At 36.6% G+C, this 16,316-nt stretch carries 15 protein-coding genes; 11 read left to right on the top strand and 4 right to left on the bottom strand.

What is annotated here, in order from left to right; translation table 11 throughout:
- Positions 1-108: 108 nt before the first annotated feature.
- Positions 109-756, bottom strand: a complete 648-nt coding sequence (locus tag HBN50_RS08805) for a MarC family protein (protein ID WP_273869318.1) — start codon at positions 754-756, stop codon at positions 109-111.
- Between the two features lie 125 nt (positions 757-881).
- On the opposite strand from HBN50_RS08805, the gene HBN50_RS08800 reads away from it, so the two are divergent.
- On the top strand, positions 882-2,069 hold the full coding sequence (locus tag HBN50_RS08800; protein ID WP_273869316.1) for a hypothetical protein: 1,188 nt from the start codon (positions 882-884) through the stop codon (positions 2,067-2,069).
- A 134-nt stretch (positions 2,070-2,203) separates the two neighbouring features.
- On the top strand, positions 2,204-3,211 hold the full coding sequence (locus tag HBN50_RS08795) for a PDC sensor domain-containing protein (RefSeq protein ID WP_273869315.1): 1,008 nt from the start codon (positions 2,204-2,206) through the stop codon (positions 3,209-3,211).
- 52 nt (positions 3,212-3,263) lie between these two features.
- Here the strand turns inward: HBN50_RS08795 and HBN50_RS08790 are convergent, their stop codons facing one another.
- Entirely contained in the window at positions 3,264-3,884 is a 621-nt protein-coding gene (locus tag HBN50_RS08790; protein ID WP_273869314.1) for a hypothetical protein, read from the bottom strand.
- A 289-nt stretch (positions 3,885-4,173) separates the two neighbouring features.
- Here HBN50_RS08790 and fusA point away from each other — a divergent pair, with 289 nt between their 5' ends.
- Together fusA and HBN50_RS08780 are read left to right on the top strand one after the other, a co-directional pair.
- The gene (fusA, locus tag HBN50_RS08785; RefSeq protein WP_273869313.1) at positions 4,174-6,339 is read left to right on the top strand and encodes an elongation factor G; all 2,166 of its coding nucleotides are present in this window, start codon (positions 4,174-4,176) and stop codon (positions 6,337-6,339) included.
- Between the two features lie 843 nt (positions 6,340-7,182).
- Positions 7,183-7,584, top strand: a complete 402-nt coding sequence (locus HBN50_RS08780) for a response regulator (RefSeq protein WP_273869312.1) — start codon at positions 7,183-7,185, stop codon at positions 7,582-7,584.
- Here HBN50_RS08780 and HBN50_RS08775 read toward each other — a convergent pair.
- The gene (locus HBN50_RS08775) at positions 7,556-8,917 is read right to left on the bottom strand and encodes a sensor histidine kinase (protein ID WP_273869311.1); all 1,362 of its coding nucleotides are present in this window, start codon (positions 8,915-8,917) and stop codon (positions 7,556-7,558) included. The two genes, HBN50_RS08780 and HBN50_RS08775, sit on opposite strands and share 29 nt — an antisense overlap.
- Positions 8,918-8,971: 54 nt before the next feature.
- On the opposite strand from HBN50_RS08775, the gene HBN50_RS08770 reads away from it, so the two are divergent.
- Positions 8,972-9,427 (top strand): hypothetical protein, encoded by a 456-nt coding sequence (locus HBN50_RS08770; protein ID WP_273869310.1) that lies wholly within the window; start codon positions 8,972-8,974, stop codon positions 9,425-9,427.
- On the opposite strand, the gene HBN50_RS08765 is transcribed toward HBN50_RS08770, so the two are convergent.
- Positions 9,424-10,128, bottom strand: a complete 705-nt coding sequence (locus tag HBN50_RS08765; RefSeq protein WP_273869309.1) for a hypothetical protein — start codon at positions 10,126-10,128, stop codon at positions 9,424-9,426. The genes HBN50_RS08770 and HBN50_RS08765 overlap by 4 nt on opposite strands.
- Before the next feature lie 306 nt (positions 10,129-10,434).
- Between HBN50_RS08765 and HBN50_RS08760 the strand changes: the two genes are divergently transcribed.
- From HBN50_RS08760 to HBN50_RS08735, 6 genes are all read left to right on the top strand, one after another.
- Entirely contained in the window at positions 10,435-11,334 is a 900-nt protein-coding gene (locus tag HBN50_RS08760; RefSeq protein ID WP_273869308.1) for a LysR family transcriptional regulator, read from the top strand.
- A 7-nt stretch (positions 11,335-11,341) separates the two neighbouring features.
- Positions 11,342-12,562 carry a hypothetical protein gene (locus HBN50_RS08755; RefSeq protein WP_273869307.1) on the top strand — a complete coding sequence of 407 codons (1,221 nt, stop codon included), beginning with the start codon at positions 11,342-11,344 and terminating at the stop codon, positions 12,560-12,562.
- A gap of 92 nt (positions 12,563-12,654) precedes the next feature.
- Positions 12,655-13,077: a hypothetical protein gene (locus tag HBN50_RS08750; protein WP_273869306.1), complete on the top strand. Its 423-nt coding sequence runs from the start codon at positions 12,655-12,657 to the stop codon at positions 13,075-13,077.
- 137 nt (positions 13,078-13,214) lie between these two features.
- Positions 13,215-14,990 carry a hypothetical protein gene (locus HBN50_RS08745; RefSeq protein WP_273869305.1) on the top strand — a complete coding sequence of 592 codons (1,776 nt, stop codon included), beginning with the start codon at positions 13,215-13,217 and terminating at the stop codon, positions 14,988-14,990.
- A 73-nt stretch (positions 14,991-15,063) separates the two neighbouring features.
- Complete coding sequence (locus HBN50_RS08740; RefSeq protein ID WP_273869304.1) at positions 15,064-15,819, top strand: DUF3050 domain-containing protein; 756 nt, start codon at positions 15,064-15,066, stop codon at positions 15,817-15,819.
- Positions 15,820-15,827: 8 nt separating this feature from the next.
- On the top strand, positions 15,828-16,253 hold the full coding sequence (locus HBN50_RS08735) for a YqaA family protein (RefSeq protein ID WP_273869303.1): 426 nt from the start codon (positions 15,828-15,830) through the stop codon (positions 16,251-16,253).
- The last annotated feature ends 63 nt before the right edge of the window (positions 16,254-16,316 follow it).

Raw genomic sequence — 16,316 nt, 5'->3', positions numbered from 1 at the left:
ACCTTACCGGCCGCATATTAAGAGGATCAGAATTGATCCCCTAGAATCTTTTCTTTTATCCTACCTTTCAAGATTTAAACTTTTCCAAGGCCTCACTTTTTAGTGAAGTTATAGGCCACTAGTTTGAAGAAGTGGAAAGATATCTTTGATTCCACCAGTAATCATTTCAATTGAAATGGCCAAGAGGATGATACCAAAGACACGAGTAAGAACACTCATTCCAACCATACCGAGCTTTCTTCCAAGTTCACGAGAGCTTCTTAGAATTAAATAAATGGCAAAAGACAGAACAAGAATAACGACTACAGTGCCGACCCATGAGCTAAAGTCTGAGAGTTCTTTAGCGTGAATAATTGATGTTGAGATTGCCCCTGGTCCAGCGAGGATAGGGATGGCAAGCGGTACAACGCCGAGGTCACTTCTTGATTCGAAGTTTTCCATTTCGCTTTTACTAATTTTTGCCTTACTTGGTGCCGCTTTAATCATGGAAAAGGCCATACTAAAAAGAAGCACACCACCACCAATTGTGAACGAGGCAATCGAGATACCAAAGAAAGTAAGAATGTTTTGACCAAAGACGGTACTTAGAGCAAGAGTTGTTGCAACTGCGATAGCACATGTTTTGGCAACACTTTTTACGTGATTCTGACTGAAACTCTCTGTTAAAGAAAGAAAGATGGGAATTACCCCAATTGGGTTGATGATCGTAATAAGTGTGATCATGAACTTCAATGTTTCAGTATTTTCAATGTTCATTTGTAGCCTCTAACGTATTGTAATTCATGTTTATATAAATTGCTTGGACGAAAACTTGAAGGAAAGCATAAAGGGGAGGAAAAATTTTCCGATCTGCTCTTATATCAATAACAAGAGAGCAGAATATGAAGAGTATCTTGATCGTTTTCCTTGGTTTATTTTGTTTATCAAGCGAAGTTTTTTCGATGGGTTTGTTTCGTCCAAGACAAATTTCTAAACCAGCTGAGCCTGCTCCAAGTGAACCTGATGAAGATAATTCGAGAGAACCAGGAAGTCAGGCGCCCATTGAACCGACTTCTCCTACTTACAATATTTCCTTTCTAGAAGATGCGACGCTTTTTGAAGAAGTGCCAAATTTCATTGGTGCTGAAGTTGACTCTCAGTTTTCAACAGAAGAGCTTTTGAAAGAGAGAAGTTTTACTGGAGAACATTTTGTCGATCAATGCCAAAGTTCTCTCGTTGGTCGTACGCGTTTTGCTGATAGAATAAGCTTTTATGTTGATCAGCATATGTTCAATGTTAGGCCCTATTTATCTCATTTAGCTCCTTACTATAGTGTCCCTAATAAAATGGATGATCACATTCAAACGGGTTTGGCCCATTTTCCTCTTTGTCATTCGACGAGAAGCTCGCTGAGTTCAATGGTTAAAAAAGTTCCAAGTAATGATGTGATTGAGATGCTTAATGAATTTGAAGATAAGGTAAATGATTTGCGTGAAAAGACTATTGGTGGAGATGAGATTGCTAAAGTTGATCTTGTGAAAACGTGGTCAAAATTTATGGGTTGTCTCTCTTATGTCGAGTCTTTAACAACGGCCGATGCCTCGAGTTCTGAGCGTGTCGCCAATAAATATGCTCCTTCTAATTATAGAAAACCGGCCGGGGTTAAGTTTTATGAAGATCCTTATCAATCGAGTGCAAGTAAACTCAATATCGGTCTCTATCAGTTCACACCGAATTGGACGGGAAATATCGGCGCATGTCTAAAGCACTGGAACCAACTCTATCCAAGTTGTCAGGTTAATGAGAAATCGAATCAGGGAGAGCTTATCAAGATGTTTGGAAGTTCTTTTCAGGGGATGAATAGCTTTTGTGGTGTCAATAAAGTCGCTCAAACTTTTGCTATTCAAGTGAATACATCACAAACTAAATCAACCCACCCAAGCAATAGAACATCCAAAGGCCTGAAGGATAAAGATCAGCGCTGTGTGAGTCCATTTATTTACGCTGGCTATGGATATAATCACTTTGGACCACTTCAAAACTCCACCGGTTCAAATCTCAAGAAGTTAATGACCTGTACTTTAAGATAATCTCAATAAAGAATGGAGGCCTGGGCCTCCTTTTTTATTTTTTTGATCTCGTTTAAAATGAAGTGAATTTACTTTTATTAATTACTAGGTCGACTTTGCTTATGAATTTAAAAAAAACTATCTTCATATTTAGAATGATTGTATTTCTACATTGTGGTTTTTTATTTTATCACGCTTATGAATATCTCAATGAATCACTCTTTCAAAATATTCTCATTCATGAAGCAAAACAATTAGAGAGACCATTTAACAAATCTTCTGAAATTTTAGATAACTTTTTTGATACCCAAGTTCAAAAAATTATTTCCATAACAAACGACGCTTCTTTTGATCATATGGATTACAAGAAATTTCTACCATTCATAAAAGAAAAGTTAAAAGAAGATAAGACCTTTGAAAAGTTTATCGTTGGAACCCCTAAGGGAGAGTTCTATAATACTCATGGGGGTAATCCTCACTTTAACATGATTCGAACTTTTGATGATACGAGTGAAGATACTAGGCCACGAAGTATCAGGCGTCGTGATTATTGGAAACAAACTGTTGGTAGTAATGAACAACATAAGAAGAAGATTTTTATTTCTTCTCCTATGATCTCGTATACAACTTCTGTGAAACAAATTGTCGTCGCCGCTTCGATTGTAAGAGACGGAAGAGTCGTCGGTATGGTCGGAGGTTCTCTTTCGTGGGATATTATGAAGCCCTTTCTCATTGATCTAAAAAATAATTTTTCTCATCCCGAAAGAATATACCTCTCTTTAATAGCCCCAAATGGGACCTATTGGTATCATTGGGATCGCGCTAAAATTATTCACCCCCTTAAAAACTTTCAAGGTAATAATATTCTCGACAATTTTGGTGAAAATGTCGCAGTTAGCTCTTTTGTTCAATATGATAAAAACGATTCTGTCGCCTTAATAGGGCGAGAGGTTTTAAAAGGGAAGAGGGGCTTTGAAACTTTTGAACACAATGATAAGCGCTATTCGGCCTTCTATGGAAAATTGGATAATTCTGGATATGCATTAATTGCTGCCAGTTATACGCCTAAAGAGGAATCTATCCTCTTAGCAATTCTCTTTGTATTACTTTCGATATTTTTAACCGAACTTGTGGTTTACTTTTTGAAAAGAGGATTACTCTAATTAAGTGAGAGATGTTTTGGGCCTCTAATTTTCACTAGTGGCCCAAGTCGACTTATATTTTGTCCCAATCAAGTTCGTTACTCAATGTAACTCCCGAGACTGTTTTTTCGGCTTCTTTTTTAATAAATGGAAATCGAACAATTTCAAGATCCTCAAATTCATCCTCAAAAGAAATTGTTAAAGTTCTTGGTACAAACTCTGTTAGAGAAGTTAAGAAGTAATTTTCTGGTAATCCTTCAAAGAGAACTTCCTCTTCACTTCCAGCTTCAACTAATTCATTCATTGGTCTCTTCGTCGTATTTTTGACAATAAGAGCTCCCTTGAGTTTTTCTTTTGGAATGTCTTTTGTCATATTCCATGTTCCAAGGTGAAAGAAGTCCAGATAGAACATACTTTTTCCATATTTGAGTTTTCTTGGAATTAGAAGTGACTGAAGAAACTTGCGCGTACTTTCATCTTTAGCTTTTCGATAAATTTTTTCGGCCAGATGACTGTCTTCGATTCTTAAAACATAGGCACCTGGATTTTTAGTTGATTGGTACAGTAGATACTGAAAGCCAATACTAAAAAGCGTATAGAGCTTATGTTGATTTAAATGGATGTGTGGTGCATCAGTTTCGACGAGCGTTTTTACAGATTCGTATAAATCTTGCTTATTGATTGCGTCCCTCATTCTCAAATTACCCTCGGTCAATAATGAATATTGAAAGCTAATCTCTTAATTTTACATTGGTTGTTTTGCGTCAAAAAGTTTTAAGGCCGAAAGGTGTTCTTGTCAATATCTGATTAAATCACTTTTGAAAAAAAGAGGTGGGTCAATAAAACCTAGGTAATGTAACTTTAATGAGGTTTTTTCTTTCTTCCTAGATTGACTCATTCCCAGAATTTCACTAAGATGCGGTTTTAAATATGCTAATTTTAATCGGTTAATTAATAACAGTCGTTAAGTTTGGAGAGAAGTAATGATTAACAACAAACTAATGGCCAAAACTCGTAACATCGGGATTTCGGCACACATTGACTCAGGAAAGACGACTCTTACTGAGCGTATCCTTTTTTACTGTGACATGATCCACAAGATCGAAGACGTTCGTGGTGGTGGTGATGGTGCAAAAATGGACCACATGGAACTAGAGAAGGAAAAAGGGATTACAATTACATCTGCTGCTACAACAGTATTCTGGAAAGGTGCTAGCGGTAAAGGAACAACTTTCGCTGACGGTGTTGATAAAGATACTCGTATCAATATTATCGATACTCCGGGTCACGTTGACTTCACTGTAGAAGTAGAAAGATCACTACGTGTTCTTGATGGTGCAATCCTTGTACTTTGTTCTGTTTCTGGTGTTCAGTCTCAGTCTATTACTGTTGACAGACAAATGAAGCGTTATAACGTACCAAGAATGGCCTTCCTTAACAAAATGGACAGAATGGGAGCGAACGCTTTCAATGGTAGAGATGCTCTTAGAGACAAGCTAAACCACAATGCTGTTCTTATGCAATGTCCTATCGGAGCTGAAGACGGTTTCCTAGGTGCTGTAGACCTCATCACTAGAAAAGCTTGGTACTACGATGGTGATAACGGTGAAAATATCAGAATCGAAGACTGCCCAGCAGACCTAGCTGATAAAGTAGAAGAGCTAAGATCAGAAATGGTTGACGCTGTAGCTGAATTTGATGATGACGTAATGGAAGCTTACCTAGAGGGTAACGAGCCAACTGAAGAGCAACTTCACCTTTGTATTAAAAAAGGTGTTCAGTCACTTCAACTAACTCCTGTATATATGGGTTCTGCATTCAAGAACAAAGGTGTTCAAGCACTTCTTGAAGCTGTTGCAAGATACCTTCCTTCACCACTTACTTGTGCTGCGCCAACTGCTGTTAACTCTGATAATGATGAAACAGTAGAAATCAATCCAGATCCAGCAGAAGATCTACTTGCTATGGCATTCAAGATCACTGATGAGCAATTTGGACAGCTTACTTATACAAGAATTTACCGTGGTACTCTTAATAAGGGTGACACTGTTTACAATACAAGAACAGGTAAGAAAGTTAGAATCGGACGTATGGTTCGTATGAACTCTAACGATAGAGAGAATATCGATTCAGCACACGCTGGTGATATCATCGCTATCGTAGGTATCGACTGTGCTTCAGGGGATACTTTCGTTGGTAAAGATGACAACCTTAACCTTTCTCTTGAAGGGATTCACGTTCCAATTCCAGTTATCGAACTTTCGATTTCATGTAAGGATAAGAACGAGCAAGCTAAGATGTCTAAAGGTCTTGCTAAATTCCTTAAAGAAGACCCTACATTCCACGTTTACACTGATGAAGAATCAGGTGAAACAAGAATTGCAGGTATGGGTGAGCTTCACCTTGAAATTTACGTTGAAAGACTTAAGCGTGAATTCGGTGCTGAAGTAACTGTTGGTGCGCCACAGGTTAACTACCGTGAAACAATTAGAACTCAAACTAACTACGAATACACTCACAAGAAGCAAACGGGTGGTTCTGGTCAATTTGGTCAAGTTGTTGGTGTTCTTAAGCCACTTACTGATGAAAACAAAGAAAAAGAAGATCAGGTATTTAGATTCCACAACGAAATTAAAGGTGGATCGATTCCTAACGAATATATTGGAGCTTGTGAAAAAGGTTTCCAAGACGTTATGGATAAAGGACCTCTTGCAGCGTTCCCAGTTATTAACTGTGAAGTTTTCCTACAAGATGGTAAGTACCACGATGTTGACTCTTCTGATATGGCCTTCCGTATTGCTGCTAGACAAGCAATGAGAAAAGCTATTAGAGCTGCTGATCCAGTAATTATGGAACCAGTAATGAAAGTTGAAGTTACAACTCCTGATGAGTATCAAGGTTCAGTAATTGGTGACCTTTCTTCTAGAAGAGGGATGATCCAAGGTTCTGAGACTGATCCGGGAGGAGAAGTTATCATCAACGCTGAGGTTCCTCTTTCTGAGATGTTTGGATACTCTAACGACCTACGTTCTATGTCTGCTGGTAAAGCGTCATACACAATGGAATTCGCTAAGTATGTTGATTGTCCATCAAACATCCAAGAAAAAGTTATCGCAGAAAGAAAAGAAAAACTTGATAACGATGATTAAAAAAAGAGCCCCTCACGGGGCTTTTTTTTAATCATCGCCTTTTCGACTAGTGTCACGATAGTGACAATAGGCGAATAGGTAAGACAAAGTTCGATTTAAAAGAGCCCCTCACGGGGCTTTTTTTTTAATCATCGCCTTTGTGATTAGTGTCACGATAGTGACAACTGAGCACATAGGGAAGCTTTAGTTCGATCAAAAAGAGCCCCTCACGGGGCTTTTTTTTTAATCATCGCCTTTTCGACTAGTGTCACGATAGTGGCAATAGGCGAATAGGTAAGACAAAGTTCGATTTAAAAGAGCCCCTCACGGGGCTTTTTTTTTAATCATCGCCTTTTCGACTAGTGTCACGATAGTGACAATAGGCGAATAGGTAAGACAAAGTTCGATTTAAAAGAGCCTTTTCGACTGAGCTCTCGATAATGACAATGAGTGAATAGAAAAGACGCGACCGTCCTACAAATATCTCTAAAATTCAAAAAAATTCCCTGTTGTAAATAGATGCTATTGTTAACAGTATTTTATCTAATAGAAGATCAAGAATCTTTAGTTTTGTCATTTATTCTTTTCGTTTTACCTTTCAAACTTTTCTTCGATCTGCCGATTAGAATTAACGGTTTATCGGTGAGTTACCTCGCTGAAATGTGAAGATTTACACAAAAAATGGCCATAGCACATGTAGTTTGCCGTTTTTAGTAGTCGTAGCACCAGAGAGAGTCATATTTATATTTGTCATGTAAGTGACCGAAAAGAAATAAGTTTGAAAGTATATTAACAAAAGGCCGTGATTTGGGCTTTACTCAACTTATAATCAGTGAATCGAAGAAGTAAGGTGAGAGGGATTGGATGACAAAGAAAGTTTTAATCGTAGATGATGAAAAAGATGTGCACTTTCTATTTGAGTGTAAATTGGGTAGAGATTCAGATCTCTCTGAGAACGAATATATCTTTGCGGAAAATGGTCAAGAGGCCTTCGAAATCTATAAAGAGCGCGGAGACATCGACATGATCATTACCGACTTGGATATGCCTGTTATGAATGGGCTCGATTTCATTTCTTTAATTAGAGAAGAAGATGAGCACACGCCAATTTTTGTTATTAGTATGCATAGTGACATGGATCGTCTTAAGAGGGCACATGCTTTAAAGGTGCGAAAATATCTGATTAAGCCATTTGATTTTGATGAATTATTTGAAGAGATGAAAGCTCTTATGAGCTTTACTCCTGTTGCTGATGCTCAGCTTTAAGCGTTGCGGGTCGTAAGTAAATTTTAACAGATGTTCCATGGTCTTTTGGTGATTCATCTTTTGTTTTTGAATCAATTGTCAGCTCTCCATCAAAGAGCTCTGTAAATGATTTTAAAATGAGAACGCCTAGACCATTTCCTTTTTCTCCACTCGTTCCTTTTCTTGTGGCATTGATGTGATTGTCCTTCATTTTATCGAGCATCTTTTTTGGAATTCCTATTCCAAAGTCTTTGACTTCAATACATATAAAATCAAAATGTTCTTTCAGTGTAATATGCAGCTTTGAGTTTTGATCTGAAAACTTAATTGCATTGGAAATAACGTTACCGAGGATTTGGTTTTCTAAAATAGTTTTTTCTGCAAGAACAGATATATCGTTTTCTAAACCAAAAACTGAAAGTTCAATTTGCTTTTGATCGAGTTTTTCACGAAAGAGAAATTCAATATGTTCTATCGTCTCTTTCATCGAGCATGGAGTTCTCTTGATAAATTCCTTCGACTCGTAAGTGTGCATATTGCGAACTTGCTCAAGGATACTGGTGATGGTCTTTGAGGCCCTATCGATTTTTTGAACCTCGTTTTCAACCTTTTCAAGACTTAATAAATCTCTTTCGACCATTTTCTTTAAGCGGTAACTTGCTCCATAGACAATTGTTAGTGGGTTTAAAATATCGTGTAAAATGACTCTGAGTAAGTTTTGAATTTTATTATTTTTTTCAGAGAGGATTTTTAGATAACCGTGTTCTAATCCAAGATAGATAGAGATTAGAAGTCCTGAGAGAAAGATATAGCCGAAGCAAATGAAGCCTTGAGCGAGAAGATGCCCTTTAACGGAAATGTCATAAGGAAAAATGTGGCCGCTTAATTGAAGGCCCAAAAAAATACTTGTGAGGAAGCCGACAATGAGTGACCAAAGTAGGGCCCCTTTAATTCCACAAATAAGACCTGCAAGAAAAGGGATGACACCAAACCAAATTAAAATATTACTATTAAAGCCTCCAGAAAAGTAGGCAAAGGTACTTTGATGGATAACTCCCGCTGCGAGCATTATATTAGTGATGGCAAAGAGACGACTTGCAGACCATCTTAAAGTAAAGACACTTAACAAGTGAATGATAGAGCAAACAAGTCCCACATAAAAAGGAATGGAACTTTCAAAATAAAGGAGTGCAATTAAAGTATAAGACCACATCAATAGAGAAGTACTGAGGACAGAGAGTATGAAAGAGTGTAGCCTTCTTCTTTCAAGGTCATTCTTTTCTAGTCCCTCTTTTGTGAGAGCGTAGAATAGTTTGCCGTATAATTTGATCGTCTTATGATAGATGGAGGTCATGTTAGTATTTTAATCTCTATCCTGTTTTTATTCTCAATATTTCGAAGGATTATTATGAACGCTTCTTATTCCCAAATTTTCTCGAATATTAATTCTGAAGAGAATTTCCGCTCAATGGTCATTAGTTTATATCGTGAACTAGTTGATCACCCTGAGATTGCGTTTCATTTTGTCGGAGTTGATATTGAAAGCCTAGTCAATAAGCAAGCTCTTGCACTTAGAGATCTTATCCTAAATAAAGATATTGGTAAACTTGAGAATCATTTAAGAAAAACTCATTTGACTCTTGGGATTACAGATTTTCAATACGATCAGGTCCTTCATTTTTTTCGCTTTGTTTTTGAAGATCATGGTGTTGAAAGAATTGAGTGCGATCTTATGATTTCAAAGCTAGAGGGACTTCGCACGATAATCGTGACAAAAAAAGAGAGCCCTATAGACTCTCTTGTAAAACCTTTTTACCGCTTGATTGATTACTGTCTTTTTAAAATAGGTCGAAGACGTATCTAGTAAGGAAGAAAATTCCTAAAACGTTGAAGCTGATGCTTGGCCTTTTTTAGGGCCTTTTTCATTGTCCTTCTTACCGCTGCTTTTGATTCTCCTACGAGAACAACTTTACATGTCTTTCTGTCCCACACAAGAATATCGAGTTCACCAACTGTATTTTGATTTAATTTCTTTCGATAAGAAACACCACCTCCAACATTGTAGCGATCACTTGGAAAACGTCCCGTATATTGTTGAAGATAGTATCTCGATAAGATTTCAAGAACGACACCAACATTTGGTCTCGTGATTTGATCTCTGTGATAGTGCTCTAGAACAAAGTCTAGATAGAAGTTGTACTGTTCTTCTTTCGTCTTAAAAAGTTTTAGAGATTTCTCACCATCTGGAAGTTCATTTCTCATGGCATAGAATGGACGAGAACTCGAAACGTTTACTCTACTTTTTTTACAAATTCTATTTTCACTTCCTCTCTCAGGTACAGAAGCACACCAGATATAATCGACGCCTTTTCTATCAATTGGAATTTCATGGTCGTATCCAAATTTCTTGGCCGTTAGTACACCAAAAGTTTCCCAGTTTTGAACATTAGAAAAACGAGTCGTTTTCCAATCTGGGCATTCAAAGTCTTTAGCTCCATTGATTTGTTCAAAGTAGCGAGCTTGTACTTGAATAGATAGAATTAAAAGAAGGGCGATAAATCTCATAATTGGAAATTCCTTTCAGTGGTGAGAATGATACGGGTGGTCAATAAGTAGCGAAATTATAAGAGTAAAGCAAGAATTTTCTCACTCTTAGGCGGTTCTTATAAAGGGAGAGTTCATAAAGGGCCTGTGTTTTTACTATTTTACTTATTTGAGCGTTTCTCGATTGATTTCAGGTTCTGGACTAAGATCAATAAAAGAAAGTTGATATAATGTAATTTTGGATAGTTGGTCGATTTGTGTAGACGAGTTTTATTATTTGAGGTATAAGTTTAACCTAATGTTAACTATTAATTAATGGACTTAAACATGATAGAGACAAGTCAACTTCAAACTTTAGTGGCCGTTGCTAAGGCCAATAGCTTTTCAAAGGCGGCAGAGGACTTGAATGTTACTCAATCTGCGATCTCTCAGTCTATTAAAAATTTAGAAAAAAAGATTGAAGTAAAACTTTTCAAAAGAACGGGGAAAAAGGTTGTTCTTACTCCTGAAGGGGAGAAGCTCTTTTCTTTGGCCGAAGGTTTTATTAGCAATCTCGATGTCACTCTAGAAGAAATTCAACACGATAAAAATACAATGTCTGGAAAGGTGAGAATTGGTACTTTAATTGGAGTTGGAAAGTCATGGCTTGCCCCTGAATTTCTCTCTCTCAGTAAAGACTTTTCTGATCTTACTGTTTCAGTTCAAATGGGCTTTCAAGAAGATCTAGTGAAAGGCTTTGAAAACTTCCGTCTCGACTTTTTGATTTTACCGGAAGATGCTGTTCCAAACGTTGGAGAAAAAGTCCTTCTTAGTGAAGAGAGAATCAGCCTTGTTTATCCAAAAGACAATCCTTTTGGAATTTCAAAAGATACAACATTAGAAGAACTATCTGAAATGCCGACAATCCTCTTTCAAGAAGAAGATCACCTCTTTTTAAAATGGTGTCGTGAGCGCTTTGGCAAAACTCCTAAAAAGACGAATGCCCGCTATATCGTAAACTCTCACGGGAATATGCTACAAGCCGTTAGGGAAGGTCTTGGCCTTGCTGTCGTTCCAAATCATGTTCTTAAAAGATCTTATTATAGAGACAAAATAGAAACTCTCGGTGAAGAGTTTGAAGTTTCAAATGGGAAATTCTATATTGTCTATCACAAAGATTCGACAGAACTTCTTAGAATTAAAGAAACTCTTTCACGATTAACAAGTGAGAGAAATCCTCTCTTATAATAGAGCTATGATGATTTCTTTTGAAAAAGAACTCTTTTCCAATTCCATAGATACAGAACTTCGTGAAGTTCTAGCTCTTCTCTTTGATCATGGACTTTATGTCTGTCTTGTTGGCGGTGCTGTTCGTGACTTTCTCCTGAGTCAGAAGCTTGGGAGTGATTTAGATTTTGAAATCCGTTCAGATAATAAAGATATACTTTCCAAATGGGATGACATTTCGAATAAGCTTAAGAGCATTTTTCAGGGGAAGTTCAGCGTAGAGACGTTAAATTTTCAAGTCGTCAGAGTGAAAGGCGATACAAGAGAATATGAGTTTTCTTCACCAAGAGTTGAAATTTTTGATAAGTTGGGGCGAGGTCATTCTAATTTTAAGGCCGAGTTTAATGGTGATCTCTCTTACCATGATTCCTTTACTAGAAGAGACTTTACAATCAATGCTATGGGCATTGAGATCAAATCGTTTAAGGACATTCAATTTATTGATCCATTCAATGCTATAAATCATTTAAATGAAAAAACTCTTGTGCCTTGTTCATTAGATTTCTATCAAGATCCTGTACGCTTTTTAAGGGCCATTCGATTCAAAGAAAGATTTTCGTTTGAGTTTAGTGAAAAATTAATCGCGCAAATGAAATTAATGAACTTAGAAGAGCTTTCACTCTATTACTTTTTTAGTGAGTTTTATAAATCTAAAAAGGGCCGTTTCTTCAAAGAGTTTTATAATTTTTCGAAAAAATTATCATTAAAACTGTCGAGTGAAATTGATCAATTATCGTTTCTAAAAGATTTAGAATTAAAAGATTCACTAAAATTTGTGCCAAGTAAAAGAGACTTTATTCTTAAGGCCTATGCTCAAAAACTACTTTCAATTGATCAGGTTGTGGCCATTTCATCTTTTCTTTCTCTTAAGAAATCAGGCCTTAAGAGTGAACTAGAGGGCATTGATTATTTTTATACACTTGAAAAGCGAAACTGGAACTTTGATGATTTGCAAGGGGATTTTTTTTCGATCATTCACAAAAGTGATTTTTTAGTGTTTCATAGATTCTACCAATTTATAAAAAGGCATTCAGATCAAGAGTGGTTTCTTTTTATATTTGATAAAAATCATCCATTGATGTTGGATGGAAAAGTTGAGTGTTATCGCAGAGAAGAGTTGTTAAAACAGACAGAAGATTCAAAAGAGTTACGTCAGTATATTTCTACTTATCTATTCCTTATTTCCTAGGAAACATTTTCCTCTTGTCCAGGCCCTTTGCCTTTGTTCATATTTATTGAAATAATAGTCAATGAGAAGAGATAAAAGTCATGGAGGCTCTTATGGTCGATCTACAAACTATTTTAAAAGGACATCGGACAAAACTTGACCGAGAAAAAAGTAGTGATCACGAACCTAAGATCGAACTTCCGACATTTGCTGAAATTCCTAGTGTTTTTTTTGATCGTGTTCTCGTTGAGTATAAATTGTCGCGAATTGAAGTCTTAGTATTAATGTACTTGTATAGACGAGTTTGGTGTAAACAAAACATTTTCAAAAAACATGGTATTTCTCAATTACTCTCTCATACAGAGATGGGAAACAGTCTCCATCTTTCCATCGATGAGATACACCAAGCAACTAGAAGATTAGAAGAATATGGTTTCATTGAAATTATTCGTTCAGGACAGTATTTTGTAAGAAAATACTTCTCTCGCGAGTTTGATGAAATGTTTGAACAAACTTATGATGATTTTGAGAATTGACAACTAAATCTGCCATTTTTAATAAATGTTGTTTTTTCAAAAAAAGCAAGTAGTGAATTTTATTAGGGCTAGTGCTAAATCCAATTATAAGTTTATCATAAGACTTAGTAGTCAGTAGATATTTGTGAGAGTGTTAAATGGCAGATAATAATAAAAAATATTTTGCTTATTGTGGATTTGATAAAGGTTTTTGGGGTGAGATTCAATATCGCCTGCAAACGAGCTTTGCTCAATTTGATAACGTCTTTTTAGATGCTTATTCACAAAGTCCCGAAGATCATCAAAAAATCTTTTTGAAGCTCATCGATTTTGATGCCCATATTTATTATATCGATTTCTCTACTAATCCTGAGACTCAATCCAAAATCGTTACAATGATTAAGCGTCTTAACAGAATGGAAAACCGCTGCGTTGTGGCCCTTCTCGATTCTGTTGATAAGATTCCTCTGGCCTGGGCCAGTGGAGCCGATTTCTACTTTGTAAAAGGAAAAGAAAAGTACAATCTAATCCATCATCCGCTGGACTATACCTTTCCAGGAGTTGTTTCTAGACCAAACTTTGCTGTAGCGAGACTTGATAAAGAGTTTTTCATTGAAGAAGACTTAAAAGTTGGCTACTTCGGTCCGGACTATATTCACTTGGAGTGTAATAATAAATTCGAGCAAGGTGAGCTTGTTTCGTTAAAACTCGACTTCAAGTCCAATATGATTCCGAGTCAAAAATATAAGATTAAAAATATAAATAAGAGCAATCTTTATTATGACTTTGAATATGCATATGACTTAGACTTTATTTTTTTAGATCCACCTGAAATGGATCCTGAGGCCCTTGAAAAGTGTAAGGCCTTAGATGATGTTATGGAAAGAGATCGCGCTATAACTGCTCTTGAAGAAGAACTTGAAGTTCGTCAAAAAGAATACCCAAATGAATTGGCCTTTGTTAAAAAGAAATATTCATCTTGGTTAAAAGATAGCACTCTCTCATCTTCTCCTAAGAAAACAAAAGTTCTCATCATCGATCAGATGTTCGAATTTATGAGAAAGGAAGCTCAGCCTCTTGATAACTATCCTTATACGATAAGATGCCTCGACTTTATTTCAGAAGATGCGACTGAAATTGATCGTATGATGCCAAATATTATCGCTTTTAATTTTAATGTTCTGGGTGAGACGGCCGAAGATTCCAATGACGGGCAAATTGAAAAACTTGAAACAATAATTAGAAAAGTAAAAGAATTAAAAGAACTCAATCCTTTTGTTATTGTTTTCAATTGTAATACGTTTTCTTCTAAGGCCTTACAAGACAGTTTTCGCTACCCACTTCTTATGGCCAATAATTCAGAAATTGATCTCGATGTCATTGTTAAGATGGCTAAGATGTATGAGATGAAAAAAGAAGAAAAGCAGACTAAGGCCATAGAGAAAAAAATCTTAGAGTTAAGAAAGAAAGATCCAAAAAAATATGGAAGACTTAAACCAAGTGATCTTGAAGAAGAGAGATTTTATGTAAAGAAAACTAGTCCGCTAAGTATTGCTACTATTTCTCATGCCATTTCTTTTCGAACGATTAATGAAGCAACACTTACTTTTTATTCAGATAAAGAATTAAATCTTCAAAGTTATCGCTTAAACGAGCCTATGAAGTTTTATTTAAAAATTGTTCCCATAGATGGTAAGCCTTTTCAAAGAGAGGCGGGAAGGTTTCTCTATCGCGCGCTTATTCATGGTGTGAATGCTGAGAGAATCGAAGAGGTACGTCGCTTTATTAATGCGACTTTTCTATCTAAAGATACGGAGATGGAAGAAAAGGATATCGCCAATTTCAAGAAACTCAATGAGCAAGTCGCCCAAATTAGAGAGGCCAAGAATCAACCTGAACCGACTGAACCTGAACAAATTCAAGAAGATAGCTAATATCTAGAATTTGTATGAGTTGATTTTTCACTCTTATCTGTTCAAAAATGGGGCCCTTTGCTATCATGGCCCCATGAAAATTGAACAACTCGAATCCAAATTATCACAGTGCCACACTGAAGTTTCTAACCATGCTATGTACAAAGAAGTGCGTACAATGGATGAACTTCATATTTTTATGGAAAGTCACGTTTTTGCTGTCTGGGACTTCATGTCTCTTCTAAAGTCTTTGCAAAGAACGATTACCTGTGTTGAAGTTCCTTGGCGTCCATCTCAATATCCTAAAGATGTTGTGAGAATGATTAATGAAATTGTTTTAGGGGAAGAGAGTGATTTAGATCAGAATGGAAATCCTATGGATCATTTCACAATGTATCTCAAGGCCATGGGCGAAGTGCAAGTTTCGACTAAGCCTATAACACAATTTCTTGATGATCTCGATTTTCAAATTCTTAGACCGGCCGTGCGCGAATTTGTTCGCTTTAATATCGAGCTCGCTCAAAAGGGGAAGCCTCATGAAGTTGCGGCAGCTTTTCTGTACGGGCGAGAGAAGTTGATTCCGGATATGTTCACGAATATTTTAAAAGAATTTAATGAAAGCTCTCTCAAGTATCCTTGTCTTACATACTATCTTGAAAGACATATCGAGCTTGATGGCGGAGAACATTCAATTTTAGCTAAAAAGTGTCTTGAGTCGCTTTGTGAAAATGATTCTTCAAAGTGGATGGAGGCCTATAGGGCAGGAATTGAATCTTTAGATCTTAGAATGCGTATGTGGGATGAAGTTTTAATGCTTATTCAATCAAAGCGTCTAGGAGCAACTCAATAGTCTCTTCCATGACTGTTTCGCTAGCTTCTCTTTGTCTTGGCGCTTTTATAGGCGCCACCATCTTTCCCTTTCCTTCGGAAGGTGGACTTTATCTCTATCTTACTCAATTTGATAACCATCTAACAGCACTCATCTGTATTACATTGGCCAATACGCTCGGAAGTTATACAACTTATGGACTTGGGAGACTTGGAAAGGTTGACTGGGCCGTTCGCTATTTTCGAATTGATGAAAAAAAAGTGCTCTATTACCAAGATCAATTCTCTCATCGAGGCACTTTATTGGCCCTTTTTGTTTGGCTCCCACTGGTCGGTGATGTCTTTGCTCTCGTTTTAGGTTTGATACGCTTTAATCTTTTGAAAGGACTTCTTTATATTGCACTTGGGAAGTTTCTTCGTTATCTGGGTATTCTTTTATTTTTTTATCAAAGTTGATGTTAACACTCGGTCATTCTTTTCTTTTCTTACATTCGTAGTCACCTTGAATTTTCTCTCTTA

Source organism: Halobacteriovorax sp. GB3, assembly GCF_028649655.1.
Classification (GTDB): Bacteria; Bdellovibrionota; Bacteriovoracia; order Bacteriovoracales; family Bacteriovoracaceae; genus BSW11-IV.
Note: the sequence above shows the minus strand (reverse complement) of the source record. Positions and strands in the feature narration are given on the sequence as shown.

Bases quoted from the DNA above. Each gene is read 5' to 3' on its own strand.
- HBN50_RS08795 (WP_273869315.1), top strand. From the start codon at position 2,204: ATGATTGTATTTCTACATTGTGGTTTTTTATTTTATCACGCTTATGAA.
- HBN50_RS08735 (WP_273869303.1), top strand. From the start codon at position 15,828: ATGACTGTTTCGCTAGCTTCTCTTTGTCTTGGCGCTTTTATAGGCGCC.
- HBN50_RS08760 (WP_273869308.1), top strand. From the start codon at position 10,435: ATGATAGAGACAAGTCAACTTCAAACTTTAGTGGCCGTTGCTAAGGCC.
- HBN50_RS08750 (WP_273869306.1), top strand. From the start codon at position 12,655: ATGGTCGATCTACAAACTATTTTAAAAGGACATCGGACAAAACTTGAC.
- fusA (WP_273869313.1), top strand. From the start codon at position 4,174: ATGATTAACAACAAACTAATGGCCAAAACTCGTAACATCGGGATTTCG.
- HBN50_RS08780 (WP_273869312.1), top strand. From the start codon at position 7,183: ATGACAAAGAAAGTTTTAATCGTAGATGATGAAAAAGATGTGCACTTT.
- HBN50_RS08745 (WP_273869305.1), top strand. From the start codon at position 13,215: ATGGCAGATAATAATAAAAAATATTTTGCTTATTGTGGATTTGATAAA.
- HBN50_RS08740 (WP_273869304.1), top strand. From the start codon at position 15,064: ATGAAAATTGAACAACTCGAATCCAAATTATCACAGTGCCACACTGAA.
- HBN50_RS08770 (WP_273869310.1), top strand. From the start codon at position 8,972: ATGAACGCTTCTTATTCCCAAATTTTCTCGAATATTAATTCTGAAGAG.
- HBN50_RS08755 (WP_273869307.1), top strand. From the start codon at position 11,342: ATGATGATTTCTTTTGAAAAAGAACTCTTTTCCAATTCCATAGATACA.
- HBN50_RS08790 (WP_273869314.1), bottom strand. From the start codon at position 3,884: ATGAGGGACGCAATCAATAAGCAAGATTTATACGAATCTGTAAAAACG.
- HBN50_RS08765 (WP_273869309.1), bottom strand. From the start codon at position 10,128: ATGAGATTTATCGCCCTTCTTTTAATTCTATCTATTCAAGTACAAGCT.
- HBN50_RS08775 (WP_273869311.1), bottom strand. From the start codon at position 8,917: ATGACCTCCATCTATCATAAGACGATCAAATTATACGGCAAACTATTC.
- HBN50_RS08800 (WP_273869316.1), top strand. From the start codon at position 882: ATGAAGAGTATCTTGATCGTTTTCCTTGGTTTATTTTGTTTATCAAGC.
- HBN50_RS08805 (WP_273869318.1), bottom strand. From the start codon at position 756: ATGAACATTGAAAATACTGAAACATTGAAGTTCATGATCACACTTATT.